Annotated in this window: 30 protein-coding genes; 8 read left to right on the top strand and 22 right to left on the bottom strand. The window is 27.0% G+C overall.

Going from position 1 to position 26824, the window contains the following annotated elements:
- On the top strand, positions 1 to 809 hold an 809-nt coding region (locus ABVS04_RS08480; RefSeq protein ID WP_368030264.1), incomplete at its 5' end, for a transposase.
- A 270-nt stretch (positions 810 to 1079) separates the two neighbouring features.
- On the opposite strand, the gene ABVS04_RS08475 is transcribed toward ABVS04_RS08480, so the two are convergent.
- Positions 1080 to 1706 carry a vancomycin high temperature exclusion protein gene (locus ABVS04_RS08475; RefSeq protein ID WP_368030263.1) on the bottom strand — a complete coding sequence of 209 codons (627 nt, stop codon included), beginning with the start codon at positions 1704 to 1706 and terminating at the stop codon, positions 1080 to 1082.
- Positions 1707 to 1845: 139 nt separating this feature from the next.
- Here ABVS04_RS08475 and ABVS04_RS08470 point away from each other — a divergent pair, with 139 nt between their 5' ends.
- Complete coding sequence (locus ABVS04_RS08470) at positions 1846 to 2595, top strand: DsbA family protein (protein WP_368030262.1); 750 nt, start codon at positions 1846 to 1848, stop codon at positions 2593 to 2595.
- Positions 2596 to 2637: 42 nt separating this feature from the next.
- Here ABVS04_RS08470 and ABVS04_RS08465 read toward each other — a convergent pair whose 3' ends face one another.
- Together ABVS04_RS08465 and ABVS04_RS08460 are read right to left on the bottom strand one after the other, a co-directional pair.
- Positions 2638 to 3723 (bottom strand): GGDEF domain-containing protein, encoded by a 1086-nt coding sequence (locus ABVS04_RS08465; RefSeq protein ID WP_368030261.1) that lies wholly within the window; start codon positions 3721 to 3723, stop codon positions 2638 to 2640.
- Positions 3724 to 3806: 83 nt separating this feature from the next.
- Positions 3807 to 4070 carry a hypothetical protein gene (locus tag ABVS04_RS08460; protein WP_368030260.1) on the bottom strand — a complete coding sequence of 88 codons (264 nt, stop codon included), beginning with the start codon at positions 4068 to 4070 and terminating at the stop codon, positions 3807 to 3809.
- Positions 4071 to 4228: 158 nt separating this feature from the next.
- Between ABVS04_RS08460 and ABVS04_RS08455 the strand changes: the two genes are divergently transcribed.
- Complete coding sequence (locus tag ABVS04_RS08455) at positions 4229 to 4831, top strand: RraA family protein (RefSeq protein ID WP_368030259.1); 603 nt, start codon at positions 4229 to 4231, stop codon at positions 4829 to 4831.
- A gap of 134 nt (positions 4832 to 4965) precedes the next feature.
- On the opposite strand, the gene ABVS04_RS08450 is transcribed toward ABVS04_RS08455, so the two are convergent.
- The 5 genes from ABVS04_RS08450 to ABVS04_RS08430 form a co-directional block, all read right to left on the bottom strand.
- Positions 4966 to 5262 (bottom strand): nucleotidyltransferase family protein, encoded by a 297-nt coding sequence (locus tag ABVS04_RS08450; protein ID WP_014474165.1) that lies wholly within the window; start codon positions 5260 to 5262, stop codon positions 4966 to 4968.
- A 231-nt stretch (positions 5263 to 5493) separates the two neighbouring features.
- On the bottom strand, positions 5494 to 7236 hold the full coding sequence (locus tag ABVS04_RS08445; protein WP_368030257.1) for an RNA-directed DNA polymerase: 1743 nt from the start codon (positions 7234 to 7236) through the stop codon (positions 5494 to 5496).
- 1 nt (position 7237) lies between these two features.
- Positions 7238 to 8128, bottom strand: a complete 891-nt coding sequence (locus tag ABVS04_RS08440) for a hypothetical protein (RefSeq protein ID WP_368030256.1) — start codon at positions 8126 to 8128, stop codon at positions 7238 to 7240.
- A 30-nt stretch (positions 8129 to 8158) separates the two neighbouring features.
- Positions 8159 to 10528: an AAA family ATPase gene (locus tag ABVS04_RS08435; RefSeq protein ID WP_368030255.1), complete on the bottom strand. Its 2370-nt coding sequence runs from the start codon at positions 10526 to 10528 to the stop codon at positions 8159 to 8161.
- On the bottom strand, positions 10515 to 11633 hold the full coding sequence (locus ABVS04_RS08430) for an exonuclease SbcCD subunit D (protein WP_368030254.1): 1119 nt from the start codon (positions 11631 to 11633) through the stop codon (positions 10515 to 10517). Before ABVS04_RS08430 ends, ABVS04_RS08435 begins: the two co-directional genes overlap by 14 nt.
- A gap of 154 nt (positions 11634 to 11787) precedes the next feature.
- On the opposite strand from ABVS04_RS08430, the gene ABVS04_RS08425 reads away from it, so the two are divergent.
- The gene (locus ABVS04_RS08425; protein ID WP_368030253.1) at positions 11788 to 12063 is read left to right on the top strand and encodes a type II toxin-antitoxin system Phd/YefM family antitoxin; all 276 of its coding nucleotides are present in this window, start codon (positions 11788 to 11790) and stop codon (positions 12061 to 12063) included.
- 7 nt (positions 12064 to 12070) lie between these two features.
- Positions 12071 to 12361 carry a hypothetical protein gene (locus ABVS04_RS08420; protein WP_368030252.1) on the top strand — a complete coding sequence of 97 codons (291 nt, stop codon included), beginning with the start codon at positions 12071 to 12073 and terminating at the stop codon, positions 12359 to 12361.
- Positions 12362 to 12387: 26 nt separating this feature from the next.
- On the opposite strand, the gene ABVS04_RS08415 is transcribed toward ABVS04_RS08420, so the two are convergent.
- The 7 genes from ABVS04_RS08415 to ABVS04_RS08385 all read right to left on the bottom strand — a co-directional run bounded on the left by ABVS04_RS08415 (position 12388) and on the right by ABVS04_RS08385 (position 19401).
- A complete protein-coding gene (locus ABVS04_RS08415; RefSeq protein ID WP_368030251.1) occupies positions 12388 to 13215 on the bottom strand; it encodes an energy transducer TonB in 828 nt (275 codons plus the stop codon).
- Positions 13212 to 13589, bottom strand: coding sequence for a TonB system transport protein ExbD (exbD, locus tag ABVS04_RS08410; protein WP_368030250.1), 378 nt, complete (start codon positions 13587 to 13589; stop codon positions 13212 to 13214). The genes ABVS04_RS08415 and exbD overlap by 4 nt, the downstream gene beginning before the upstream one ends.
- The gene (exbB, locus tag ABVS04_RS08405; protein ID WP_368030249.1) at positions 13570 to 13995 is read right to left on the bottom strand and encodes a TonB-system energizer ExbB; all 426 of its coding nucleotides are present in this window, start codon (positions 13993 to 13995) and stop codon (positions 13570 to 13572) included. The genes exbD and exbB overlap by 20 nt, the downstream gene beginning before the upstream one ends.
- Positions 13992 to 15425, bottom strand: a complete 1434-nt coding sequence (locus ABVS04_RS08400) for a 4Fe-4S binding protein (protein WP_368030248.1) — start codon at positions 15423 to 15425, stop codon at positions 13992 to 13994. The genes exbB and ABVS04_RS08400 overlap by 4 nt, the downstream gene beginning before the upstream one ends.
- A 10-nt stretch (positions 15426 to 15435) precedes the next feature.
- Positions 15436 to 17565 (bottom strand): TonB-dependent receptor, encoded by a 2130-nt coding sequence (locus ABVS04_RS08395; protein WP_368030247.1) that lies wholly within the window; start codon positions 17563 to 17565, stop codon positions 15436 to 15438.
- 173 nt (positions 17566 to 17738) lie between these two features.
- Positions 17739 to 18443: a peroxiredoxin gene (locus ABVS04_RS08390; protein ID WP_368030246.1), complete on the bottom strand. Its 705-nt coding sequence runs from the start codon at positions 18441 to 18443 to the stop codon at positions 17739 to 17741.
- 106 nt (positions 18444 to 18549) lie between these two features.
- Positions 18550 to 19401, bottom strand: a complete 852-nt coding sequence (locus ABVS04_RS08385; protein WP_368030245.1) for a hypothetical protein — start codon at positions 19399 to 19401, stop codon at positions 18550 to 18552.
- A gap of 146 nt (positions 19402 to 19547) precedes the next feature.
- Between ABVS04_RS08385 and ABVS04_RS08380 the strand changes: the two genes are divergently transcribed.
- From ABVS04_RS08380 to ABVS04_RS08370, 3 genes are all read left to right on the top strand, one after another.
- Positions 19548 to 20708, top strand: a complete 1161-nt coding sequence (locus ABVS04_RS08380; RefSeq protein ID WP_368030244.1) for a hypothetical protein — start codon at positions 19548 to 19550, stop codon at positions 20706 to 20708.
- A 108-nt stretch (positions 20709 to 20816) separates the two neighbouring features.
- On the top strand, positions 20817 to 21245 hold the full coding sequence (locus ABVS04_RS08375) for a hypothetical protein (RefSeq protein ID WP_368030243.1): 429 nt from the start codon (positions 20817 to 20819) through the stop codon (positions 21243 to 21245).
- Between the two features lie 191 nt (positions 21246 to 21436).
- Complete coding sequence (locus tag ABVS04_RS08370) at positions 21437 to 21865, top strand: hypothetical protein (RefSeq protein WP_368030242.1); 429 nt, start codon at positions 21437 to 21439, stop codon at positions 21863 to 21865.
- 20 nt (positions 21866 to 21885) lie between these two features.
- On the opposite strand, the gene ABVS04_RS08365 is transcribed toward ABVS04_RS08370, so the two are convergent.
- The 7 genes from ABVS04_RS08365 to ABVS04_RS08335 form a co-directional block, all read right to left on the bottom strand.
- Positions 21886 to 22245 carry a hypothetical protein gene (locus ABVS04_RS08365; RefSeq protein ID WP_368030241.1) on the bottom strand — a complete coding sequence of 120 codons (360 nt, stop codon included), beginning with the start codon at positions 22243 to 22245 and terminating at the stop codon, positions 21886 to 21888.
- A complete protein-coding gene (locus tag ABVS04_RS08360) occupies positions 22242 to 23093 on the bottom strand; it encodes an ATP-binding protein (protein WP_368030240.1) in 852 nt (283 codons plus the stop codon). The genes ABVS04_RS08365 and ABVS04_RS08360 overlap by 4 nt, the downstream gene beginning before the upstream one ends.
- Positions 23083 to 23742 carry a response regulator transcription factor gene (locus ABVS04_RS08355; protein ID WP_368030239.1) on the bottom strand — a complete coding sequence of 220 codons (660 nt, stop codon included), beginning with the start codon at positions 23740 to 23742 and terminating at the stop codon, positions 23083 to 23085. The genes ABVS04_RS08360 and ABVS04_RS08355 overlap by 11 nt, the downstream gene beginning before the upstream one ends.
- Positions 23743 to 23815: 73 nt before the next feature.
- Complete coding sequence (locus ABVS04_RS08350; RefSeq protein ID WP_368030238.1) at positions 23816 to 24076, bottom strand: hypothetical protein; 261 nt, start codon at positions 24074 to 24076, stop codon at positions 23816 to 23818.
- Complete coding sequence (locus tag ABVS04_RS08345; protein WP_368030237.1) at positions 24076 to 24540, bottom strand: tRNA (cytidine(34)-2'-O)-methyltransferase; 465 nt, start codon at positions 24538 to 24540, stop codon at positions 24076 to 24078. The genes ABVS04_RS08350 and ABVS04_RS08345 overlap by 1 nt, the downstream gene beginning before the upstream one ends.
- Complete coding sequence (gene purU / locus ABVS04_RS08340) at positions 24540 to 25373, bottom strand: formyltetrahydrofolate deformylase (protein WP_368030236.1); 834 nt, start codon at positions 25371 to 25373, stop codon at positions 24540 to 24542. Before purU ends, ABVS04_RS08345 begins: the two co-directional genes overlap by 1 nt.
- Before the next feature lie 90 nt (positions 25374 to 25463).
- A complete protein-coding gene (locus ABVS04_RS08335; protein WP_368030235.1) occupies positions 25464 to 26723 on the bottom strand; it encodes a malic enzyme-like NAD(P)-binding protein in 1260 nt (419 codons plus the stop codon).
- Between the last annotated feature and the right edge of the window lie 101 nt (positions 26724 to 26824).

Genomic DNA, 26824 nt, shown 5'->3' with positions numbered 1-26824 from the left:
TTTTTAAAGAACTCAGTGAGATGCAAATAGCTCAAAAAGCTCATGAGCAGTTTGTTAAAGAGTATCTAAGCGATAAAACATTTTTCTACAATGCAATAGATTCTACAAAGATACCACTTAGACAAAAGCCTGTAAAGATCAAAAAAGAAAAACCTAAACTAAAAAAAAGAGGACGACCTAAAAAAGGTGAAATAAGAGAGCCGATAAGACCAACAATACTAGAGCAACAACAAGAGATGCAAAGTGTAGAAGAGAAACTCACATTAGTCTCTACTGATTGCGGTGTAGGCATAAAGCAAAACTCTAAAGGTAACCGTGAAATATGGATAGGTGCTAAACTCCATATATCTGCTGTAGATGGAGATATACCAATAACAGCATTTTACAGTGGTGCAAATGTACATGACTCTTCAGTAGCTCTTCCTCTCATTGGGGAGACTTCAAGAAGAGTAAGCTACCTTTATGATTTACAAGATGCTGGATATGATGCTGATATTATTAGAGAGTTTTCACAAAAACATGGACACCGTCCAATTATAGACATAAACCCTAAAAATTCACAAGTGTTAAGGGACAAAATACAACTCGCAGAAGATGAGAAAAAGAAGTTTGAATATTTCAATCTTCCACAATCTTCAGATATCCATCACTACAACCAAAGAAGTATGGTTGAGAGAGTCAATAAATACCTTAAAGAAGACTTTGGATGCAATACAATCTATTATCAAGGAGCTACAAAAGTAGCTTCAGTTTTAGCATTTGGGATTTTATCTATTTGTATCCATCAAAGTTTGAAACTTGTAACTTGAGATTTGTAAAAATACCAAAAAATGAGTAGATTTTTAAAACAAAACCATAAAGCACGGAGTGAAAATATGATTTTTAGACGAATTTGAGATAAAAAGTTAAAATTTCGTTCGATACACGAGTAAAATGATTTTTTAAAAGTTAGAAACAGCTATAGTAAAAAACTAGCTACTTGCTTGGATTTAAATTTGCAAGTGGCTCAATTCTATCTAACAAATGACTCTCAAATGACTCTTTTTTTGAAAAAGTTAATTTTTTTTTAATATTTATAATTAATCACGATAATTAACTTTTATTTTTTTACCCAATTCTTTTGGTTTTGTATCTAAAAAATTAATATCTAAATATGCTTTTATCATAGCTAATGTTTCTCTTTCTTCCATTTTTTGATAGCTAGGAGTTCCTTTTACCTCTTTTGCTGTAAATCCTATTGCTTTTTGACCTTTTTCCTTAGCTAAATAAAGCGCTCTATCTAGGTGAAATTTTTGTGAAACAATAATATAATCATCTAAATCAAATATCTCTTTAGCTCTAACAATAGAATCGAAAGTCCTATAACCTCCAAAATCTCTTGTAATATAACGCGAAGGAACTCCTGCTTTTATCAAATCTTTATACATAGTAGTAACTTCATCATAATATTTACTTTTATCCCCTGATACAACTATGGCATCTACTTTTTTTGCTTTCCATAACTGAACAGCTGCTTTTATACGATAAATATAATAATAGTTTTGTTTTCCTTTTGTTACGTACTTTGAAGTTCCTAAAACTAATGCAGCTTTTTTAGCTGAGATATCTTTGATATCTGTATATATTTTGTAAGTATTCTCATTTGCAAATAATGTTGAAGAAAAGATGATAATTGTTAATAATAGTATTTTATATAGTTTGTTCATTCTTTTATTTTATTCAAAAGTTTCTTTGTAGTAAATAATCTCACTTAAAACAATTTACTAATATTCTTTGTTAAATCTAAGTTATATTTTAGAATAAACATTCTATTATGAACTAAATTTATTAAAAGGTTAAAAAAATATGAAACAAATTATTAAAAATATAATTATGATAACGATTATGAGTATTTTAAGTATAAATGCATATGGTGAAGAAACAAAAACTCCATTAACAGCTAAGGCTAATGATAAACTAAAAATTGATATTGTGTCAGATGTTGTGTGTCCATGGTGTGCAATTGGTTACAAACGATTAAGTCAGGCTATTGAAGAATTGAAACTTGAAGATAAGGTTGAAGTTTCATGGCATCCATTTGAATTAAATCCAGAAATGCCAAGAGAAGGACAAAATGCAGATAAATATTTAATGAATAAATATGGTTTAAGTGAAGAAAGATTAAAACAAACTAGAAATAATGTCACAGAATTAGGTAAAGAAGCAGGGTTTAAATTTGATTATTTTAAAGAGATGAAAAAAGTAAATACATTTAATGCCCATATACTACTTGATTATGCAAAAGAGTTTAACAAACAAACTGAACTAAAAGTGCGATTACAAAATGCATATTTTGGTGAAAGAAAAGATGTAAGTAATAGAGAAGTATTATTTGAAGAGCTTCAAGCAGTTGGGTTAAATGCCCAAGAAGCAATGACAAGATTAGATGATCCAAAAGCAATAAAACATGTGGAAGATGAAGAAAAATTTTGGAGAGATCAAGGTGTATATGCTATTCCTACAATAATTTTTGATAATAAAATAGCACAAGTAGGAGCTGATGAAGTAACTACTTATAAAGAAATATTAACTGAAATGCTAAAAACAAAGCAATAAAATCACCCAGAAAGTCTTAAACTTTTAAGTTTAAGCTTGGGCTTATTCAAAAACTATTTTATTTCTTCCACTGTTTTTTGCCTTGTACAAAGCTTCATCAGCTCTTTTAACTAAAGAATCTATACTATCATCACTTCTTGATAGAGTAACTCCTATACTAACTGTTTTGTTTCCTATAGACTGAAATTTATGTGATTCTATTTTTTGACGTAGCTTTTCTGCATGTATTAAAATATTTTCTTTATCCACTTCAGGACATATCACAACAAACTCTTCTCCTCCCCATCTAAAAAAATAATCTGTTGATCTAGAGTTATTATTTATAAGAGTTGTAAATTCTATTAAAAAATCATCACCTACTTGATGACCATAAGTATCATTTACAATTTTAAAATGATCTATATCTATAAGCAAAAATGAAAAACAATAATTAAATCTTTTACTTCTATCTAATTCATAATTTAAAACTTCATCTAATTTTGTACGATTATATAATCCAGTTAGATTATCAGTTACTGCTAAATTTTGAAGTTTTTCATAATTTATAAAATTTATTTTGCTTAATCTATCCAATAAAAAAGCCCCAACAAAACCAAAGGAAATAGTGCTAAGCATCCAAAAAGTGTGCATAATAAAGAGTTCTTTAGGTAAAGGCAAAATAAAATAATAGTAAATAAAAGTAATCATAGATAGAAAAAATACACTCAATGATGATTGTTTAAGCTTTAAACCCGAAATATTAAAAGTCCAAAATATTATCAGGTAAATTTCAATCATATATATGGGAAATACTTCCAAATCTTTAACCAAGAATAGATTCGCAAAAGTGGCAAAAATTGGAGCTAGAATTAGCAAATTTATCATATGTTTAAAATATTTCGGGAAAAATGTAAGAACACTAATAAAAAATCCAAATGGTGCAATAAGATATAAATGGATTGCCGATGCCATATTTGTGATATTTGGAGGAAAAATATATTGGTCTATTTGAGAATAAACAATATATAAAATACCCGTAAGTATAGTTATAATTCTTATTTGAATTAGAGTAAAAGCCTGTATTGATTTATTATATCTTTCACTAACGTTTTTATCAAATACAATATTTGAGAATAATAATTTTTTCATTATACGAAGATATTTTCCTTTTTTAGATTAACGAGTAATAAAAAAGGATTATATCATCACTAAGCTAATTTGATTGTTTAGAATTATTTATTTAATTCTTCTTGATATTTTCTCATACCTGCATTAATCTCTGAGTATTGATCTTGCGTAACATTATCATCTTTTGACCATTTAACTTCATCAATTTGTCCATTGTAAGCAGATCCAAATTCTTCAATCTTTTTTGAAAACTCTTCTAGGTTATTACATTCTTCTTTTTTATTGCTAAGAGTATCTGTTAATTCTATAAACCAATCATGAGGAGACTCTCCCCTATTTTTTATTCTTGCTTCGAAAACTACGCTCATAAAATACCTTTAAATTTTTTTTATAAGTTGATTATAACAAATTAAAATTAAATTATATTTTTATTAGAATCTTTGATTATTTAGGAAATTCATTGAAACTTTTAGCTGAATTGTTATTTTAATAATATAATATTAGATATAAATAATAAGGAGAATATGTGGATTATCAAAAATTTAGTGAAATTTCACCTTGTGATTATGCAGGGACTTTAAAAAGAGAAAGCTTTATGGATGCTGGAATGAAAGAGCTATGGCCAAATATTCCAAGAATCTCAGGACCTGCATTTACAGTAAATATGCTTGCAGGTGAAAATCTAGCACTTCATAGAGCCATTTATGAAGCACCAGTTGGATCTATAATCGTAGCACAATCAAATACGATGGATTATGCAGTAATTGGTGGAAATGTAGCTATGATAGCTTTTAAAAGAGGTATTGTAGGTTTCGTGATTGACGGTGTTGTACGAGATATTGCAGAAATCAGAGAAAATAAAATCCCAGTATTTGGACGTGGTGTTTTAGCAATGCCTGGATCTAAAAAACAAGCAGTTCCTGTAAACACACCAATAACTGCAGGTGGAATAAACGTAAATCCTGGTGATATAATAGTTGCCGATGAAGAAGGAATAGCTGTTATTCCCAAAGATAGAGCAGAAGAAATATATCAGGAGTGTAAAGAAAAAGTTAAAAAAGAAGCAGCTCTGAGTTTTGAAGAATGGGCGGATAGACATAAGAAAAATATAGACTCTTTTTATGAGTGATTTTTTATAGAATTAGGAAATTTGAGATTGGAAGTTTTATTGTTAATGGAACTTCTTTTCTCTAAGTTTTAAAATACTTCATTTTTTAGTTTTTAATCAAAATTTCAATAATAGATAAAAGTGAAAATTTTATTTTAGACATATTTTACTTCTTTTAAAACTTCATCTTTTACAAGAGGTTTTAAGTATTTTTCCCTTGCAATATCTACTTTTTTATCAAATGCTTTTTCCATAATCTCTTTTAATAAAGATTTTTTTTCATAAATATCTGTTAAATCTTTTTTTAATTCGATTAATATGTCTATATCACTATCATTTTTTGCTTCATTTCTAGCATATGAGCCAAAAAGACCGATTTTTGTAATACCAAAATCTTTTTTGAATTGCTCTTTATGTTCTGTTAAATAGTTAATGATTATATCTTGAGTCATTTTCAATCCTTAATGAAATAGTTATATCTAATTTGCTTTTATATTTACGATTTTCAAATATATTATAATTGTATGTTACAATTATGTTCTAATTCCTACAGGACGACTCATCTTTTTCAGATGAGGTTTAAATAATTGACAAGAATATAAAGTTTTTATATAATTCTCTCAGGACACCCAGTAAGCCTTAAACCTTTGAGTTTAAGCTTGGGTTTTTTTATGCCTGATTTTTTATAAGGAATATCCTATTCCTAAATCTAATCCTGATAATTGTAAACTTTCATCATTATCATATCTTGTAAATAATAATTCATTTTTCCTTTCTAAACTTACATTTTTTAATAAACCATATATTTCCATTATGTATTCATTATTTTTTAAGGTAGGTATATATTTTTCATCAACAATCACTAGAAAATATTCTTTATTTATTTTATTCAAATATTCTAATATTTCATTTTTGTCAAAAGTTATAACTTGATATAAATACATGATAATAATTGAATCGACAACATCATTAATATTATTAAATTTTTTGAAATCTTCTTTTGTAAAATTAATTTTTTCAAAATTATTTTCTTTCCAAAGTTCACAAACAGTTTGAACTAATTTTCCACCAAATTTTATAGTGTTAATTAAATTTTTACTACTTAATGCAATTATTACTTCTTTTGTATCTGAAAATTTTTCAGTTAAGGGAATATTTATCAATAGCTCTTCTAACTCTTTTAATGTACATAAATATAATAATCTATTTAAAACAAATTTTAATTGCTGTGTATTACTTCTATTTTCAGCACTATTATCATCACTATAATTAAATTGACATAATTCATAAAATTTCGACAAATAAAATTCTTTTAAAGAAACTAATTTTAGAATAATAGATTCTGGTTTCATATAATAAATTTCATATGTAGATAGAAAACTCGCTCCACGCATTAAAGATTGTATAAATTTCATATAGTTCTTACTTTTAGACTGTTTTTTAATTCTCCTAAGAGGAATATTAAAACCTTGTTTACTTAATTGTTTTTCTAATTCATCAATTTTCAAAGGATGCATTGAAATAAAAGCAGTAATTTCATTTAATATTTCATTAAAATTTTTACTTTTTTTATCATTTGATTTTGTAAGAATTGTCCATTCCTCAAAAGTTAATTTATCAGTTTTACTTTCATTTATTTTTAATTCATAAGGTAAAATACTTTCAACAAAATCTTTTATAAAATCTTTTTCTTCCAAGTTACAAACTATAACTATATCATCAACGTATCTAAAATAATTGTTTGGAAATTTATCTACCATTTTTTCATCAAAATCTTCAAGATAAATTTGAGCCATAAGATGACTTAAGTCTGGGCCAATGGGAATACCAGCAGAAGAACTATTTAAAAGAGAACAAACAATATTATTACTTAGATTATTAATTTCATCATTTTCTTTTTTAATTTTTTCTAAGAATACTTTTTTTACATTTTCTTTATTAACTGATGGGTAAAATTTTTTTAAATCTAAAACTAATGCAATTTTTTCTTTATTAACATTTAATGCTAATGTAATTGCTTCATTTCTTTTTTTATATCCGTTAAAATAATAATCGTAATTTCTAGGTGATTTTTTATTATTTGGCAATAAATAACTATATACATAATCTTTATTTTCAAAACATTCATTATCAACAATTTCTCTCATTAAATAAGATTCACTAATAACTCCAAATGGTGATAAAGATAATATATCTCGATATATAAACTCATTTTTTTCTTTTTCTTTATAAAGTTTATTTTCTTTTATACTCCAATTTTTTCTAACACTTAATTTTCTTTTTAAAATATCTTCAAAAAGTCCATTTTCAGAAGTTTTATTTGATAGATTTTCAAAAAAACACCTAATACATAAATAAGTTATTGGGTTTAGTGTTTTTGTTTGATTTAGAGCACGTAGTGCAATATTATTATATAAATTACTCATTTTAAACTCTCGAGTACTGATTAACTAGTACACCACTCTTTGCAATATTATTAGTTACAGAGTCTTTCCATTGAAATCTTTCATCATTCGTTGTTTCTTCTTTTCTGATAAGCCATTTAATCCATTTTTTTGCTGATTTTGCAAATTCTGCCAAGAAACTTTTTGCCTTATGAGTATTAGGTTCAATAAGTATTGTTGTACAATGTAAATCACTTACAAAATTTTGTATAAAATCAAATACTCCTGCAAATGTTTTATATTTGTCACTTCCCACTCCACTAAAAGCTGACATTAAAATATAAAATTCTTCATATTTTTCTTCATTTTTTAGCCATTTTTTCATTAATGATGTCGTTGATTTAATATCTGATGCATCCCAAATTTGTCTGTCATATTTTATATAAATTAATTCTCTTTCTAATTTTAATTTGGCACTTTCCAAAATATTACAATAAATATTTAATGCCGATTCAGAATAATCTCCTGCAAAAATACTAATATTAAGTGGTAATCTAGGCAATTTTGTTGAATTTCTCAATTCACTAATATTAAATAATAAAGATAATACTCCTGCTCCAGTACCAGAAGGAATATCTAAAATAGAAATATTACCACTTGAAAAAGTTGAATGTAAATCTTTTGAAATTTGTGAAAAATATTTTTTAGGATCAAGAACTAAAAACTGCATTCTTGCAGATGACGTTAAAAAACGTTCTGAGAAATGTTTTATAGTTTCTTCTTCATTCTCTCCACCTATTGCTCCACTTGTATCACCTTTAAATAATTGTGCATATTCTAACATGCCTAAAGATATTAATTCATTTTTATATGTTTCTAGAAGATTCTCAGATTGATAAAGAATTTCATTATTCCATAATTTATTTGGTATCATTTTTATCTCTTTTTTTTAAATTTTCTACTTTCATACTTCCACAACCCGCTCAAACATCTCTTTAATCTCCATTTCATGGCTTATTAGAAATATTTGTCTATATTGTTCTTTTATAGTATGGAAGGCTTCTAGGATTTCCATTCGTCTTGCTTCATCTTGGCTTCCGAATACTTCGTCAAAGGCTAGGAATTCTACGCTACTTGCGCCACTTAGTTCGCTGAGTGTTTTTGATATTGCGATTCTTAAAACCAAATTTGCTAGGTCGATTTCACCACCACTAAATCTTTCGATTGGGTATTTTTTGCCTTCATCGTAGATATAAAAGTCAAAGTCATTTGATACTTCTATGTGTTGGTATTTGCCTTTTGTGATTTGGGCATACATAGTTGAGGCTATGTCTGAAATTCTTGGAGCTACTTTTGAGTTTAGTTTTGTTTTGAACTCGGCTAGGCTTATTTTGATTTTTTCATAGTCGTTTAGGTCATCTTTTTTTGTTTGAACTTTTGATAGCTGTATTTCGTTGTTATTTAGGCTCTCTTGGATAGTTTTGATTTGACCTTGGATTGTGGCTATTTTTACTTTTAGTTCATTTATAACAGCTGTTAGGCTATCTTTTTGAGCTTGTAGCTCATCGTATTGTTTTATTTTTTCTTGGTGTTTTACCTCATCGTAGTTTATAGCTTGGAATTCTAGGTCTTTTTGTAGAAGTTCTAGGTTGTATTTGTCTTGGTTTTGTATTGAAGTTTGTAGTTCTTCTTTTATACTATCTACTCTTTTTAGCATTGTCTCAAGACTTAGTACATATTCGTATTTTGTTTTTAGCTCTTTTTGTTTTTCTAACTGTTGTGTATGTATAGTGCTATCGTATGTGTAGATTTCTAGTTTTGCTAGTTCTACTTTGTTTTTTAGACCTTTTTGCTCTACTTTTTCAAAATGCTCTTTTAACTCTAATAAATCCTTTTTCTTACTATCTAATAGATTTATACTTTTTGCTAATTCTATGTGTTCTTTTATATATGTTTTTTGAGTCTCTTGGATTTGTTCTTTTTCTTTTTGTATTTGCTCTAGGTTCTTTGAAGCTTGATTTATCTTCTCTTCTTTTGTTGTTTTTACTATATGCTCTAATGATAGTATTACATTATCATACTCATCTAAAAGTGGTCTTGTACATGTGGGACAATTTGACTCTCGTCCTAGATTTGTGATGTTTTCTATCTTCTTTGAAATATCAGCTATTAGCTTTTGCTCTCCTGCTATTTCTTGAAGTAGCCTTCTCTCTTCTGTTTCTTTTTGAGTTAGTGATACTTTTATACTATCTAGTTTTACTTCAAGCTCTTTTTCTTTCTCTACTAATGCTTTATAATCTTTACACTCAAACTCTAAAAGGCTTATTGTATCTTTTGCTTTTTTATACTGTTCTCTTAGTTCCTTTTGCTCTAAAAGTAAACCCTCTTTTCTTATATGGTGTTCTTTTAGTTTCTCTTGTTCTTTTATACTATCATGTAAGCTTATATACTCTTGTTTAACACTTTGAAGTCCATGTAACTCTGTTTGCTTTGTATATAGTGTATTTAGCTCTTGTGAGAGCCTATCTTGATTTACTTGGTGAGATTTAATACTGTTTTTTAGAAGCTCACATCTTGCGTGTAGGTTTTGTTTTTGATCTTTTGTTTTTGTATATAGTTCTAACTCTTGTTTTATACTTTGTTCTTGTGTTTTACTACTATCTAAAAGTATAGTTCTTGTACTTATATCTTTTTGTAAAAGCTCACTTTGTTTTGTATATTCTACTATATACTCTTTTTTAATACCTATATCTTCAGCACTTAATAAAACTTCAGCATAAGCCCCTATTTCTCGTTTTAGTTCTCGACTTTTTTCTATTAGCTCTTTTTCTACAAAATCAATTTTCTCAAGACCTAGAAGTTTTCTTATCATCTTCTTTCTATCTTCTGGTTTACTATTACTTAAACTTGTTAGTTCCTTTTGAGAAGCAAATAGTGTATGCATGAAAGCGTCTTTACTCATTTTAGTTAGATTTACGATACTTGTAGTTACTTCTTTTGCTCCTGTTGTTATAAGTTCTGTATTTTTATATAGTTTTGCATTTGCACTTAAAGTTTTTCCTCTAAACTCTCTTATTACCTTATACTCTATATGGTCAAATTCAAAGTCTAGTTCTACACTAACAACATCTTTTATACTTGCGGTTGAGTTTCTAACTACCTCTTTATCACCTTTACTTTTTAACTCTCCATATAAAGCAAATAGTATAGCTTCAAAAATAGTAGATTTTCCAGCACCGTTTTTTCCTATGATTCCTATAAGTCCTGATTCAAAGGCTATTTCAAAATGTTTATACTTTTTGAAGTTTTCTAGTTTTAGATTAGTTAGTATCATAACTTAACTCCTCATATTTTGAAAATAGTTCTTGTACTTTTGATTTTAGTCTTTCATACTCTATTTCTTTACTATCATCTTTTATATGCTCTAAGAAATACTCTTCTAGTGATATGGCTTCTAGGTTTTGAATATCTGATGTTGAGGCATCTTTTATAAACTCTCTTTTGATACTTACACTCATAGCCCTTGGAAATATATCTTTGATTTGTTTATTTGATATATCAATAGAACTAAGTGGAGTTAGATTTTTTAGTTTTACTTCTACTATAGCATCAAGGCAATCGCTAATATCAAGACTTTCTACACTAAGGTCATAATCTTGGCAATCAATCTGCTTTTGTCTAATGGCACGTATTCTTATCTCTTTATACTCTATATTTAACTTCTCTTCAAAAGTAGCTAGTATAAAACCCTTTGAGTTTCGTTTGTCATTTAGACTTGTTCGCTCACTACTTCCACTATAATAAACATTTTCATACTTACCAACAGCGCCAAAGCCATGCCAGTGTCCAAGAGCCACATAATCCATCTTTTCAAATATATACTCTTTGTTAGATGGATATACCCACTCTCCAAACTCTTGCATCAAATACCAAGCACCAACACTACAATGCATCATCATAATATTTCTTTTATTATCTGTTATATTTGCTTCACATGATTCTATTTGTTTTAAGGCTTGTGTATCGTCGTTCATATGTGGAAGAGTATGAAACACCACATCATCAAACTCTATTTTTTTATACTCTTGGTTATATGAAACATAGATATTTTTAAAGTTCTCAAAAATTTTTAAAATGGGTGAGCTGAGGTTTGTCCTTGGAGTTGAGTGATTTCCAGCTATTAGTACAAAGGGAATATTTAAAAACTCTATTTCTTTAAACTTCTCAAGAGCATAAGTAATAGCTCTATTGCTAGGACTTGAACGGTGAAACAAATCTCCTGTATGAATAATATAATCAGGTTTTATTTCTTTGATTTGTTCAACTATTTGAGAAAAAGCATCGTAAAAATCTGCTTCTCTTTGGTTTATATTTTCATTGTTTATTATATCTAGGTCATTAAAACCTAAGTGAGTATCGCTAAAGTGTAGAATTTTCAAATTAATATCTTTTTATTTTATTTTATCAAATATTATAGCAAACTATTTAAATAGTTTAACAAGCTTAATAATTTAATTATAAATATATTTTTAAGCTATTTTTTCAATTATACACAATATAATACATAAAATTTTATGTATTTAAGGAAATTGTATGATAGCTTATAAAAGAGATGAAATCATATCTGCAAGTGATGTTGCTAGAGGTTTTTCAAATATTCTAAGTAGTATTACAAACCACACAAAAGATAAATTTGCCATATCTAAAAACAATAAATTAGAAGCCGTAATCCTAGATATAGAAGAATACGAAAGACTTCAAATGGTTTATGATAGCTTCGAAGAAAATCAAATCAAACAAATATTAGAACAAAGGTCTAAGGAAGATTTAGAAGTATCTCACTCAAAAACTATTTCAATTAATATTTAGATAAAAAATGAAAAAAGAAATTAAACTCACCTATTTAAAGAAATCAAAAAAATTTCTGGATAAAAACAGTGACAAACTTACTGAAAAAGATGTGGATGAACTAGTTATAAAATTTATTAAAAGTAGATTTTATAATATTGAACAAAATATCGATTACAAATATCTTCAAGGATATATAGGGAACTATTATAGAATCAGAAAAGGTAATGTCAGAATCATTATACAAACTATTGATAATGAAATTATTATTGAAGCTATTATTGAAGATATAGGCTTTAGAGGTGATATATACAAATAAATCTTCAAACTATCTACAAGAACCACTTATATTAATTTATACTCAATTGGTATTTGTATCTCTATAGTTTGATTTGTTTTAGGAAAAGATTTTGAAGCTTCGTTTATAGCTTCTATTGTGGCATTTTGTAAAAACTTATGTCCATCTAGTATAGTTATATTTTCAATATCACCATTTTGTGTGATTTTAAACTTTACTAGAACTACACCTTGGATTGATAATTTTCTTGCTCGTACTGGGTATTTAATATTTTGATTTATTAGGTTTCTGATTTGTATTAAATGCTTGTCTAAATATACTTTTTTATCATCTATTTTTGGAGTATCATTTATTTGAGTTTTAACTATTTCTTCACTTTGTATATGTTTTTGTGCTGTTTGTTCTTTAACAATAGATTCTTTTTTGGGATTTTCTGAATCTTTTATCTCTTTTGTCTCTTTTTTTGTGATCTGTTTTTTTTCTACTATTTCTTTCTTTTGAACTTTTTTTATGACTTTTTCTTTTGTTTCTTTTTTTAGCTCTTTTTTTATTTCAGGCTTTGCAATTTCTGCTATTTTTTCTTCTTTAATTACTTCTTCTAAAGCTTCTTTAACCTCTGTTTTTTCTACATTTTCTTCTTTAGGAGTTTCCTCTATTTTCTCTTTTATTTCTTCTTGTATACTATTTTCTACTATTTTATCTTCTACAATTTTTTTTTCCATAGCTTTCATTTCAATATGATTTAAAGATATATTTTGATTTACAGTTGGCTTATCTAAAATTATTTTATTGTTTTTTAGGAAATAAAAAATTCCCATATAAAATATAACATAAATTCCAAAAGCAATAAAAAATGAGAAAAAATATCTACTCATTTTTTAGTCACTATTGAGATACTTGAGTATTCGTATTGTTTTAACATATCTAAAACAGATACAAAAATATCGAATTTTGCATTTTTATCACTATTGATATGAATTGGGGTATCTTTAGGAAATTGTAAAATATGCTCTTTTATATTGTCTAAACCCTCTATATCATTATTACATAAAAGTGTTCCATCTTCTTTTATAAAAATTATTACTTCTTTATTTACCTTTATATTATCAGCATTTGAAGCCTTTGGTAAAGATATTGGAATAATACCCTTTGATATAAAAGTTGATGTCATTAAAACAATGGTCAAAAGTACAAGTAATACATCAATAAAAGGTATTACATTTATTGAATCATACTTCTTCAGTTTCATATTCACACTCTAAAACTTCAGCATAACGTCCAAGAATATTATAAAAAATCTGAGATACAATAGCCACCACAAGCCCAACAGCAGTTGCTTTTAGTGCAAGTGCTAAAGAACTCATGATTTTTGCAGCTTCAATATCACCATTACTCATGGTCATGAAAGTCAGCATAATAGCCATTACAGTTCCAAGTAGTCCAATATAAGGAGAATTAGAAGCAATTGTTCCTATGATAGTTAGATGTCTGGTAAGTGCAATATCTAAAGACTTTTTGTTTTTATAGCTTTTTACATCCATTTTTTTATAAAAAATCACCCTTTCTATAAAAAACCAAAATGAGATAAAACTCATAAATATAAGCAATGCTATAACTCCGTAATCAACTAAATTTTTTAGTAGTTCTATACTCATTTATTTTCCATTTTCATTTGATGTGAACCATGATTATGTTCACCACTACTTGCACCATAAGTTTTAAATACATATCCTGTGTAAAAATTTAAACCCATATAAAAGATAATCAAAGCTGAAGCAAAAGGAAATGCTAAAACTTTTAAAGATTTTTTACTATCTATTAGTTTAAATCTAATAATCATTAAAATAAATGCCCAAATATATCCAATATGAGTAAAAGCTTTAAATATATGAACCCACTCGTCCCTTCTATTAGCAAGTGGCTGCATAGTTTCCATTCCTAAAGCAAAAGCTTGATTAAAACCATTTACGATATTTGAAGCATAAGAGTAAAAGAAAAACTCTCCAATATGAGATAATCCACCAATTATAAATAGTGGTACAAAAGCATATCCAAGAGTATAAAATGTTTTTTCAAAAGTAACATTCATAATCTTTGAAGCTATAAACATTCCAATAACACTTAAAAACACTGTAATAACAACAGCATATAAAAAAGCAAATAATCCAATAGTATCAATGCTACCAAAGTTTATAAATAACTCAAAATATCTAGCAGTTTTACTCCAAAAGAATTCTTCTACAATAGCACTTCTTCCTAAGGCATGGTGAAATCCCATAGTTATACTAATAGCAGCAGTTATAAAAATCAAAGCCCAAACTTCAGCTTTTGAAGGTTTAAATTTATTTAATAATACATTTGAAGGTTTTTTAAATTTAAAAGCAACACTCTGGCAAACACTACTGCAATCCATACATAAAGTACAATCTTCCATAGAGTTCTTTTTAGCAAAAGTAAAAGGTTTCAAACCATAAGAACAAGCACTTGCACACTCAAAAGTCTTACAAGATTGACAATGTTCACTATATGTTTCAAGTTTAGTAAAACTAACTTTTGAAAAAACTTTTGTCATAGTTCCAATTGGACAAACATACTTACAATAAGCCATTTCATCATAAATATAATAAAAAACAACCGCCACTAAAGTCATAATTGCAAATAATAAAGCTGTTACATAAGGAGTTTTAAAAAACTCAGGATACATATAATAAGTGCCCCACCAACCAATAAATAGTAAAAATACTCCAATAAAAGGATTTGCCAAGCTTTTTGGTACTTTCTTTTTTAAACCAAATTTTGTGATATATTTACCAATAAAACCATGGGGACAAACTCCACAAAATATTCGTCCAAAGGTACTTAAACTTACAACCATAAAAAAAGGCCAAAACAATCCCCAAAAAAGGCCAGTTGTAAATAAATTTTCCTCTTTAGTATAATTTATAAATCCAAAATAAATTGCATATAAAAATAATGCAAATACAACTATTTGTACAGTTCTTAAGAACACCCTATTTTTAAATACTAGACTCAAAATTGGCATTGCAAAAATATCATTTTTATCTCTATTAACAAAATTTACCATTTATTAAACCTTAGAATTTATAAGAATATGTAAGCATTGTACTTCTTGGAGCTGCTGCTTTATATGTTTCTTCACCTGAAGTGCTTTTTGAAGCATCCATAGCATAATATTTATCAAATACATTATTGATATTTAACTGAATATTATGATTTTTTCTCTCATAACCAACCATTAAATCAGTGATTAAGTCATATCCTTCATATTTTTGAGTATTTGCATTATCCATATAATAACTGCCATAAGTTTTTGCCGTAACTCTAGATTTGAATCCATTATCTAGATTCAATGCTAAAAATATTGAATATAAGTTTTTAGGAATATATGGCAAATAATTACCATCTCTTGAAGCTTGCGTCATTGCTCTTAAACTTGAACTATAATAAGTCTCTGTAAATGATTTATATGTATAATCACTATATGCATATGCTCCACCTGTTTGAAGATTTTTTGTAAGATTATAAGCTAAATTAAACTCTAAACCTCTTTTTTCGGTTTCTCCTGCATTTGCATAATCTGTTTGGCTATCTGAATTGATTATTTGAACAACTTCATCTTTTACATTGTTTTGATATATTGCTAAATCGTAAGCAAACTCATTTGCTCTACTTTTTAATCCAATTTCATAGTTAATACTAGTTGTTTTATCCAAGTTTTCATTTGTTTCTAGTTCGCTTGTTGTTGGGGCTTGATTTGCTCGAGCAATTGATGTATAGATATTTGTAGTATCACTTAAAGCATAAGAAAACCCTAATTTATTTGATAATAATGTGTAAGATTTATCAATATTTGTTTCTTCATCAGATGTTAAATAATTATATGAATCATTACTATAGTTATAAGCTATATAATCTGTTGAATTTATATTAAAATCTAATTTATCTAATCTAGAACTAATATCAATTGACAATTTTTCAGTAGGTTTAAAAGACTCCATTGCATAAATACCATATAAAGTTGTATCTGTATCTTCACGACTTGCTAAATCACCTTTTTCATTTGATAAAGTTCTATTAATTCTAGTTGTCGTAGCTCCACCCCAAGATGTAGTTGTTGTGGTATCTAAATCTTTATATGTATATTTTTTTGCATCTTTTGTTTGATCTTTTTTCCATGTAAGTCCAGTTACAAATGTAGCATCATTTGAAAAAAGTTTATGATTATTGTCTAGTTCTAAATCTGTACCAAATACATTGTTATCATCACTATCATTTATCATTCCCGTTACAGGATGATAATGATCCCATGTATTAAAATAAAATCTTGGTTTAAATGTAAAATTTCCAAACTCTTTTTCATATTTTGTATTTAAAGATAATATTTCAGAATCTCTTGCACTATTTTGCCAAATATCAGAAGTATTATGTTGTTCACCTGTTTGTTTAAACTCTTCAAATTCAGTTTTTGTCATTGATGCTGGTAAATTCATATTTGATTTAGTATAAGCGATTTCAGACTCTATTGTAGAATCATTTTTGAAGATATGACCATGTTTTAAACTCAATTGACTTGAATCAAAATCATTATTATCTCTCCAAGAGTTATCTATTTTTCTACTACTAAAAGCTACTGAAGCATAATCATTTTCACTGATTTTATCCCCAACTTTTAAATTAAAGTTTTGTTGTCCATCATCTCCAATACCAGCTTTTACCCTATTAATAGAATCATCAAAAACTGATTTTGTAATAAGCTGAATTACTCCACCTGTTGCATTAGCAGCATTTATAGATCCAGGTCCTTTTTGAACTTCAATACTTGAAACATCTTGCATATCAATATAATCAAATCTAGTAAAAGAATCAGGATCAGTCATTGGAACTCCATCTTTCATAACCATAATTTCTCTTACACCATATCTAGCTTTTAATCCAGCCCCTCTGATAACCAATTTTGGACTTGGAGAATTTGAAGAAGATTCTGCAATTACACCTGGAATATTTTCTATTGCTTGTTGAATATTTAAGATATTTTTATCTTCAATTGTTTTTTCATCAACAACTGCAATACTTTGAGTTACTTCTTTTGTGGCTGTTTCAACTTTTGTAGCTGTAATTGACATCTGATCAAAATTTACAACTTCACTTGATAATAAGTTGGCATTTATAGCGATTAATGCAAAAAGTGAATACTTCAGTTTCATTTCATTCCTTAAAAATAATTTTCAAGATAATAAAATAGTTTTGTTAATTTTTCATTAATTAATTGTTAATGTTTTGTTAAGTGTAAATAAAAAAAGCCCAAAGAATAATCTTTGGGCTTTCATTTAAAAATGTTAGTATTTTGTTAGTATTTATATTAAAAGGTTATTAAAAATTATGCCATTATCTCTTCGATAGTAATATAATCTCCAACTCTTCCTGTCATTTGTTCTACATCTGTATTAACTGGAAGTGTTTTTTTACCTGGTACCCATCCTGCTGGGCATACTTCTCCTGTTTTTTCTGCATGTTGCCAAGCTCTTACTTGTCTTAAGAATTCATGTACATTTCTTCCTACCATTGGTGCTTGTACTTCTTGTGCTACTACTGTTCCTTCTGGATTAATTAAGAATCTTCCTCTTAGTGCAATTCCCTCTTCTTCAATCATTACACCAAATGCTCTTGAAACTGCACCTGTTGTATCAGCACCGATTGTTAATTGTAAACCTTTTAACAATGGTTCAGTTTCAACAAATCTTTTATGTGAAAACTTAGTATCAGTTGACACAGCTAAAATTTCTACACCAAGCTCTTGGAACTCATCATATTTTGCATTCATTGCTGCAATTTCAGTTGGACAAACAAATGTAAAGTCAGCTGGGTAAAAACAAACAACAGACCATTTACCTTTATAATCTTCACTACTTACTGATTGATAGTGACCTGTTTTTGCGTTATACGCTTCCATTTTAAACTCTGGTGCTTTTCTTAAAACTAAACTTGAACTCATATTATTTTCCTTTTTTATTTCATTATTATTTTCGTTATTAACTACTATCTCTTTTTCTTCTATTGGTTTTGAACCTGTATCGCAAGCCATATTAACTCCTATATTTTACAAAGGATAAATATTTTCCTTTGATAAAAGAATTCTACTATAGTAAAAATAAAACTTTGCTTAATTATAAAATAAATTTATATATTTATCATAAGTTAAACTTATAATTAAATCCTATTGATACAAATTTTGATCTAACATTGTCTCTATTTTCGGGTAATTCATCTGATTTTGAATAAATATATCTACTAATCAAATCAATATCTTTAAACTTTTTACCTAAACTTATCATATATGTTTTACTTTGTTCAAGTGCATGATGCTCTACTTTCAATCCATCATCTTGAACTGCAAATAATCTATCACCATCCATAAATCCAAGACCAAATATAAAACCATTATAATTTGCATTTAGATTTAAAAAGTAGCTTGCATAATAATTATCTTTTAAAATATAGTTTCCATATTTACTTCCATTTATATCAATATATTTAATTCCTGTTTGTCCCATAAAATTTATTTCATTAAATTTAAATCTTTTTACAAATATTAAATCATATTGATTTGCATTAAAATCATCATAATCACTTAAATATGTATCTACTTTTATTTCAGTAGAACTGTTCATACTTTTAATAAGTCCTAATCCATAAATTTTTCCATCATCTGTTGGAGCTAAATTATCTTCTATATTTATAAAAGAAGTTTTAAAAGATAGATCATCACTAATATGATAAAGATATTTCATACTTAATTTTTCAACTTCAAGAGAAGTTAATTTTGCCTTCGTAATCTCGTTTTCTCTTTTTGTTAAACTATCTTCATAATTAATTACAATTTGAGAATTTTCAAAATTATGTAAAAGTCTGTAATCTAGTGTTTTCCCATTAGTTTTTGTTTTAGAATTATCATAATCTTTATATGTATAGTTTGTAGATATTTCACTGTTTGCTAATAAACATGAAGCTAAAAATGCTGTTGTAAAAAATATTCTTTTCATTTATTTCCTTAATTTTTTTGTGAATTTTAACTAAAAATGCTTATACGCAACTTAGTTGCATATAATTAATTATTATAATACTTTCATAAGTTTTTAATATAATTTTATGTAACATCACAAAAAATATTATTATTAAGGATTTATATATGATTTTAAGAGAAAAATTCTCACCCATGTGTTTTTTATCATCTTTGGGAGCAGGAGGTTTAAGTGTTTCATTTTTTATGTATCTAATGTTTCTAGTTCCACATCCAAATACTCCAATGGCTACGTATGACTTTATAATGCCAGCTTTATTAAAAGGTGATTGGTTATCGTTTGTTGTTTCTATTTCATTAGTTTTTATTATTGCTTTTGCATTTTTGCATTTTAAACTATTGATTTGGAATACTAAACAATACAATTTATATAAAAAAACAGCTAGTTATCAAGAGTTAATAAATTCAAATTCTCAAATTACACTTATGACTCTTCCTTTAACTTATGCTATGACTATTAATGTATGTTTTGTTTTGGGAGCTGTATTTGTACCTGGTCTTTGGGGAATTGTTGAATTTTTATTTCCATTTGCTTTAATTGGATTTATGGTTGTTGGTTATTTTGCATTAAAAATATTTTTTGAATATTTTTCTAGACTTTTAATCAAAGGTGATTTTGATTTTTCTAAAAACAATAATCTATCTCAAATGATTTCTATTTTTGCTCTTTCTATGATTGCAGTTGGATTTGCTGCACCTGGTGCTATGAGTCATAACTTGGTTATAAACTCTATTGGTATATTTGGGGCTTTATTTTTTGCATCACTTGCTATTTTATTAATGCTTATAAAACTTACAATTGGTTTTAAAAATATGTTTGAAAAAGGTTTAGGTTTAGAAGCTGCTCCTTCTATTTGGATTTTAATTCCTATATTAACACTACTTGGAATTACATTTGTTAGAGTTTCTTTTGGATTAGAGCATAACTATGCAACACCGTTGGCTAAATCATCACTTTTTGTATTTACATCTACTGTTTTATCATTACAAATTATATTTGGAATTTTAGGATATATGGTTATGAAAAAAATGGGTTATTTTGAAAAATATATTCATTCAAATGATAAATCAGCTATTTCATTTGCTCTTATTTGTCCAGGAGTTGCATTTTTCGTTTTTGGTATGTTTTTTGTAAACTTTGGATTAACATTTAATGGAATTATTGCAAAATATTCTATTGCATATTTTATAATTATGCTTCCATTTATTTATGTTCAAATAAAAACAATAATCTACTTCTTCAAACTTTATAAAAAGTTTTCTTTCTAAAAAAAGAGAAGCATTAACTTCTCTTTTTAAATTATAAAACTTATAATTTATATAATTATAAGTTTTTCTATCTATAATATAAAATACTCAAATAAAAGGAAATACAATATGAAAAAAAGTTTATTAGTTTTATCATCAATAATAATATTATCAACAGCATCAATTGCTAGTGAAAATTCTGCAAAAGGATTAAATGTAATTATAACTTCAGGTGATGCGCAAACTCAAATGATGGGGATGGCATTGTCAATGGCTACATTAAAACAAAAAAAAGAAGTAAATATGACTTTATGTTCAAAAGCTGGTGATTTAGCTGTAAAAGATATGGAAAGTCCAATCTTAAAACCTATGGATAAATCTCCTAAAATGATGCTTCAAGCACTTATAAAACAAGGTGCAAAAGTAGACCTTTGCCCAATATATCTACCAAATTCTTCAAATGATAAGGCAGAATTATTAGAAGGTATTACAATTGCAACTCCAGTAGATGGGGCAAGTAAACTTCTAAATAAAGATTATCAAAACTTAAGCTATTAAAAAATGAAGAAGTAAGAAACCTTTCTTACTTCTTTTAAAATTCTTTCACTTTTCTCAAAATCTTTTTTATTAACTTTCATTTATTCTCTTCTTTAAATATAAGATTAATTTATTAAAATATAAGTTTATTTTATCTATACTTCATAAGTTTTATTAATAATATAAAACAATTAAATATAAGGAAATATAATATGAAGAAAGGTTTACTAGTTTTATTATCATCATTATTGTTATCAACTGCATCAATGGCAAGTGAAAATACTGCAAAAGGATTAAATGTAATTATAACTTCAGAAGATGCTCAAACTCAAATGATGGGAATGGTTTTATCAATGATGACATTAAAACAAAATAAAGAAGTAAATATGACTCTTTGTTCAAAAGCTGGTGATTTGGCTGTAAAGGGAATGGAAAGTCCTATTTTAAAACCACAAGACAAATCTCCAAAAATGATGCTTCAAGCACTTATGAAACAAGGGGCTAAGGTTAAAGTTTGTCCTTTATATTTACCAAATGCCTCTAAAGATGAATCAGTATTACTTGAAGGTATCACAGTTGCTAAACCTGCTGAAGTTGCAAGTAGTTTATTAAACAAAGATTATCAAAATCTAAGTTACTAAAAAGAAGCAAGAGTTTTCTCTTACTTCTTTCTCAAAATAAAAAATATAATCTTACGCAAAATTAATAATATTCTATAAAGCGTGTTTGAAAAGAAATTATTATATTTAAATAAAAAGTGTAACTTTCCTAAAAAACTATTTTTTTCTACAATAGAATCTAAAAACTGTAAAGCTCTAGCTCCTTGATAATAGGTATTTTTATAAACTACAATAAAACCATCTTCTATATTTATATCTTTTGAAAAAAATACTATTTCATCTTTACTATTATTTATATCTTTTAACTCTATTATAAACTCTTCTTTTAATTTTAGAAGATGAGCATAATTATTGCAAAAAGGGCAAATCTCATCATAATATAAGATTATTGATTCTTTCATTTTATAATATTTTTTAGATTTAAATTAAATCTATTTCCTTCATCTAATGTATCAATATTTATACTAATTTTATTTTTATCACAAAACTCTTTTACCATAGAAAGTCCTAAGCCAAAGCCATCTTTCGAGGAGTCTTCTTGAAAATATTTATCAAAAATAATAAAAAGATTTTTTGTATCTATTTTTTCACCCTTATTAAAAATAGATAAAATTCCATCTTTATAAGTGATTTTTACTATTGGCTTATCTTTTACATTGTATTTAATTGCATTTGAGATTAAATTATCAATAGTCTTTTCAAAACCATTTAAATCTGTATATAGCTTTATATTTGTTACATCTACTGTAATTTTTGTATTTTTTTTAATATCATCAAATTTTTCACAAGAGGCATTTATAATTTCATCTAAATAAAACTCTTGTTTATCTATTTTATCAATCTCTTTTTTAATATTATATTCCATATTTTCATATAATTTTAAAAGATTATTACTAGCTTGTTTTATTCTATCTAGTCTTTTTAAACTCTTTTCATCAGATATTGTTTTTTCTAAAAGTTGAGTATTCATTTTAATAGTTGAAACAGGGATATTAAGCTCGTGGATGGTTTCTTTTATACTAAGTTCTAGTTTCTCATCACTTTTAAAAAGTGGCTTTAAAATTGAAATAGAAAAGCTTAAAAATATAGCTAATCCAACAATTAACAAAGGAATAATTATATAAATAAAATTTTCTTGGTTTAATCCGAACTTTGAGATAAAAAAGTAGTTTAAATAAAGAATAATTATAAGGGTAAAAGTAAAAACAATAGAAATAGATATTAAAAAATCTTTTTTCTTAGAATTCAATTTTATATCCTATACCTTTAATATTTATAATAGAATCTTTATCAAATAGTTTTTTTATTTGATTTATATAAACCCTAATTGAACCTTCACTATAATCTTCACTTGTCGCCCATAATTTGGAAATAATCATATTTTTAGTAACTATATCTCCCCTATTTTCAACAAAAAGTTCCATTAACTCCAATACTTTAATAGGAAGATTTAAATCAACTCCATTTTCAAAAACTCTTTTAGAACTAGGATTAAAAGTTAAAGTATCTGATAATTGTATAGTGTCAAACTGTTTTTTATTTCTTTTTAAAAGTGCTTTTATTCGTAAAATCAACTCATCTAAATCAACTGGTTTTTTCAAATAATCATCACAGCCTTTTAAGAAAGCATCATGTAAGGTGTCTTTATCTTTATAGGAAGTTAAAAAAATTGTAGGAGTACTATCTTGACTTTCTCTTAGCTGATTTAGTAAATCTAAACCATTTATTTTTGGTACATTTATATCAAAAATGTAAAGGTCATAATTTTTTTTAAAATTAAGTTCTAGACACTCTTCACCATCGCTAGCAATATCAACATCAAAACCTTCATCACTAAGAAAGTCTTCTACTGTTGAAGCAAAAAGTTCATCATCTTCTAAAAGCAAAATTTTATACAATCTATCATCCTTATGTAATTGTTAAGATTATATTCAAAAAGTATTAATAAATTGTTAAATATATATTTTAAGTCTAATTAATATTCATAGACTTAAAATATAATATTGCAGAAATTATAAGAAATCCAAAACCTAAAACAAGTAATTGAGCTGATCTTTCTTTTCTTATAATAGAAGCACTTACTTCAAATACAGCAACAGATTTTAAAGTTCCATTATCTAAGTATTTCAAAAACTTATAACCTTTTTTTTCATACTTTGTTTTAACTCTTTCAAGCTCTTTTTCTCTTTGCTCTTTTGTAAAGCCACCTACGACTATATTTTTTAAAGCCATTATTTAAAATCTTTGAAATTTTGTCTTAATGCTTCATAAGCAATAATTGAAACAGAGTTTGCAATATTTAAACTTCTAGCTTCATTTGTCATGGGAATTGTAATACAAGTTTTTGGACTTTTATCTAAAATAATTTGTGGAAGTCCTGCATCTTCTCTTCCAAAATAAAAATAATCCCCAGTTTTTAATTGCGCTTCAAAATAAACTTGTTTAGTTTTAGTTGTTGCAAAGAAATGTCTATCATTAAAAGGATTTTTTGCCCAAAAGTCTTCTATATTATCATACTCTCTAACATCAAGTTCAAACCAATAATCAAGCCCTGCTCGTCGCACTTCTTTTTCAGTAATAGCTCCAAAACCATAAGGTTTAATAAGATGTAAAGTACAGTTTAATGCAAAGGCAAGTCTTCCAATAGTTCCTACATTTCCTGGCATTCTTGGTTCATGTAAAACTAGGTTAAACATTATAAAATCACCGTTTTATTTCCATGTACAAAAACTCTGTCATTTAACAATAATTCGAAAGCATTTGATAAAACGATTTTTTCCACATTTCTTCCTGCATTTCTCATATCTTCCCAAGAGTATGAGTGATCAACTCTTACCACATCTTGAAAAATAATTGGACCTTCATCCAAATCATTTGTAACATAATGAGCAGTTGCTCCAATAATTTTAACACCTCTTTCATGTGCTTGCTTATATGGGTTTGCACCAATAAATGCTGGTAAAAATGAGTGGTGAATATTTAATACTTTTTTAGGGAAAGTCTCTACAAATTTTGGAGTTAAAATTCTCATATATTTTGCAAGAACAATAAGTTCAGGCTCATAAGTTGAAATTTCAGCAATCATTTTATCTTCATGCTCTTCTCTACTTAATCCTTCTGCACTAATACATTTAAATGGAATATTAAATTTCTCAACTAGATCTTGTAGATGATTATGATTTGCAATAACTGCTTTTATATTTGCATTTAATTCACCTGCAATATATCTAATTAATAAGTCACCTAAAACATGAAACTCTTTAGTTGCTAAAATAACAACATCTTTTTTCTCTTTTTTGTTTAATCTAATTTGAGCACCAGAAGGTAAAACTTCTTTTAATTCTTTAAGCAACATATTGTGCGAAACTTTTCCAGATATAATACTTCGCATAAAGAATTTTTTTGTGTCAGGATCAACATATTCGGCATTTTGCTCTATGTTTAAGTTATTTGCAAAAAGAACTTTTGAGATATTGTATACCAAACCTTTTGCATCTTCAGTATCAATTAAAAGTATATACTCTTCCATCATTATCCTATTCTCTATTATTCTCGTTAAAAATTTAGCGAGAATAATAGCATTTTATTAATTAATAGATAATTGAAAGAGGATTCAAAACTACACCATTAATGCAAGTTTTGCTCTATAAGCTTCTAAATCAAACTCTTTTACTCTTGCAACTCCTGTTTCAACAGCACCATTAGCAACAGCTGCTGATACTTCAACCATTAGTCTTTTATCAAAAGGAGTTGGAATAATATATTCTCTTCCATAAGTTAAATCACCATATAAAGCTTTTAAATCAGCAGTTAAAGGCTCTTTTGCAAGATTTGCAATAGCATATGCAGCTGCCATTTTCATAGGCATATTTATTTTTCTAGCTTGTACATCTAAAGCACCTCTAAAAATAAAAGGAAAACCAAGTACATTATTTACTTGATTTGGAAAATCTGATCTTCCAGTTCCTACTATTGCTTTTGGTCTTACAGATTTTACATCTTCAGGGAATAATTCAGGAGTTGGATTTGCTAAAGTAAATACAATTGGTTCTTCACTCATAAGTGCAATATGTTCAACAGTAAAAGTTCCTGGTCTTGATAATCCTAAAACCATATCTGCATCTTTAAATGCATCTTCCATAGTAAGAGCATCAGATGATGTAATAAACTCTTTTTTATATTTATTTAAATCTGTTCTATTTTTATGTATAACACCTTTTGAATCACACATAATTAAGTTTTTAACACCTAACTCTTTATACATTGTAGAACAAGCAATTGCAGAAGCTCCAGCACCAACAACAACTACTTTTAAATCTTCAATTTTTTTGCCCATCATTTCAGCTGCATTAATTAAAGCAGCTGATGTGATAATAGCAGTTCCGTGTTGATCATCATGCATTACAGGAATATGCAACTCATCAACTAATCTTCTTTCTATTTCAAAACACTCAGGAGCTTTTATGTCTTCAAGATTAATTCCTCCAAATGTAGGAGCAATAGCTTTTACAACTTCACAAAATTTATCAATATCAGTTTCATCAACTTCAATATCAAAAGAATCAACAGCTGCAAACTTCTTAAATAATACAGCTTTACCTTCCATAACAGGCTTAGAAGCAAGAGCTCCAATATTTCCAAGACCAAGTACTGCTGTACCATTTGAAATAACAGCAACTAAATTTCTTTTTGATGTAAATTCATATGCTAGTTCTGGATTTTTTTGAATCTCTTCACAAGGAAAGGCAACACCCGGTGAATACGCTAATGCTAGGTCTCTTTGTGTCTCTAAATTAGTAGTTGTTGCGATTGCAACTTTTCCTGGGTTTGGTACTCTATGATACTCTAATGCTTCTTCTTTTGTTACTTTTGTACTCATTTTTTTCCTTTAAAATTTCTACTTTTAAAATAAATTTGAAAAATAGTAACCAAAAGAAACTTAAAAAATATAATTTTATAGAAAAAAAATAGATTAATATT

The organism is Arcobacter sp. s6 (assembly GCF_040884245.1).
In the GTDB taxonomy this organism is placed as follows: Bacteria; Campylobacterota; Campylobacteria; order Campylobacterales; family Arcobacteraceae; genus Aliarcobacter.
The sequence above is the reverse complement of the archived record's forward strand: the minus strand, read 5'-3'. Positions and strand labels throughout refer to the sequence as shown.

Excerpts from the sequence above, each read along its gene's own strand:
- ABVS04_RS08420 (WP_368030252.1), top strand. The coding sequence starts at position 12,071 with ATGAAAAAAGAAATTAAACTCACCTATTTAAAGAAATCAAAAAAATTT.
- ABVS04_RS08335 (WP_368030235.1), bottom strand. The coding sequence starts at position 26,723 with ATGAGTACAAAAGTAACAAAAGAAGAAGCATTAGAGTATCATAGAGTA.
- purU (WP_368030236.1), bottom strand. The coding sequence starts at position 25,373 with ATGGAAGAGTATATACTTTTAATTGATACTGAAGATGCAAAAGGTTTG.
- ABVS04_RS08345 (WP_368030237.1), bottom strand. The coding sequence starts at position 24,540 with ATGTTTAACCTAGTTTTACATGAACCAAGAATGCCAGGAAATGTAGGA.
- ABVS04_RS08370 (WP_368030242.1), top strand. The coding sequence starts at position 21,437 with ATGAAGAAAGGTTTACTAGTTTTATTATCATCATTATTGTTATCAACT.
- ABVS04_RS08460 (WP_368030260.1), bottom strand. The coding sequence starts at position 4,070 with ATGAGCGTAGTTTTCGAAGCAAGAATAAAAAATAGGGGAGAGTCTCCT.
- ABVS04_RS08375 (WP_368030243.1), top strand. The coding sequence starts at position 20,817 with ATGAAAAAAAGTTTATTAGTTTTATCATCAATAATAATATTATCAACA.
- ABVS04_RS08440 (WP_368030256.1), bottom strand. The coding sequence starts at position 8,128 with ATGATACCAAATAAATTATGGAATAATGAAATTCTTTATCAATCTGAG.
- ABVS04_RS08400 (WP_368030248.1), bottom strand. The coding sequence starts at position 15,425 with ATGGTAAATTTTGTTAATAGAGATAAAAATGATATTTTTGCAATGCCA.
- ABVS04_RS08435 (WP_368030255.1), bottom strand. The coding sequence starts at position 10,528 with ATGATACTAACTAATCTAAAACTAGAAAACTTCAAAAAGTATAAACAT.
- ABVS04_RS08390 (WP_368030246.1), bottom strand. The coding sequence starts at position 18,443 with ATGGCTTGCGATACAGGTTCAAAACCAATAGAAGAAAAAGAGATAGTA.
- ABVS04_RS08450 (WP_014474165.1), bottom strand. The coding sequence starts at position 5,262 with ATGACTCAAGATATAATCATTAACTATTTAACAGAACATAAAGAGCAA.
- ABVS04_RS08415 (WP_368030251.1), bottom strand. The coding sequence starts at position 13,215 with ATGAGTAGATATTTTTTCTCATTTTTTATTGCTTTTGGAATTTATGTT.
- exbB (WP_368030249.1), bottom strand. The coding sequence starts at position 13,995 with ATGAGTATAGAACTACTAAAAAATTTAGTTGATTACGGAGTTATAGCA.
- ABVS04_RS08475 (WP_368030263.1), bottom strand. The coding sequence starts at position 1,706 with ATGAACAAACTATATAAAATACTATTATTAACAATTATCATCTTTTCT.
- ABVS04_RS08380 (WP_368030244.1), top strand. The coding sequence starts at position 19,548 with ATGATTTTAAGAGAAAAATTCTCACCCATGTGTTTTTTATCATCTTTG.
- ABVS04_RS08445 (WP_368030257.1), bottom strand. The coding sequence starts at position 7,236 with ATGAGTAATTTATATAATAATATTGCACTACGTGCTCTAAATCAAACA.
- ABVS04_RS08365 (WP_368030241.1), bottom strand. The coding sequence starts at position 22,245 with ATGAAAGAATCAATAATCTTATATTATGATGAGATTTGCCCTTTTTGC.
- ABVS04_RS08465 (WP_368030261.1), bottom strand. The coding sequence starts at position 3,723 with ATGAAAAAATTATTATTCTCAAATATTGTATTTGATAAAAACGTTAGT.
- ABVS04_RS08385 (WP_368030245.1), bottom strand. The coding sequence starts at position 19,401 with ATGAAAAGAATATTTTTTACAACAGCATTTTTAGCTTCATGTTTATTA.
- ABVS04_RS08425 (WP_368030253.1), top strand. The coding sequence starts at position 11,788 with ATGATAGCTTATAAAAGAGATGAAATCATATCTGCAAGTGATGTTGCT.
- ABVS04_RS08350 (WP_368030238.1), bottom strand. The coding sequence starts at position 24,076 with ATGGCTTTAAAAAATATAGTCGTAGGTGGCTTTACAAAAGAGCAAAGA.
- exbD (WP_368030250.1), bottom strand. The coding sequence starts at position 13,589 with ATGAAACTGAAGAAGTATGATTCAATAAATGTAATACCTTTTATTGAT.
- ABVS04_RS08470 (WP_368030262.1), top strand. The coding sequence starts at position 1,846 with ATGAAACAAATTATTAAAAATATAATTATGATAACGATTATGAGTATT.
- ABVS04_RS08395 (WP_368030247.1), bottom strand. The coding sequence starts at position 17,565 with ATGAAACTGAAGTATTCACTTTTTGCATTAATCGCTATAAATGCCAAC.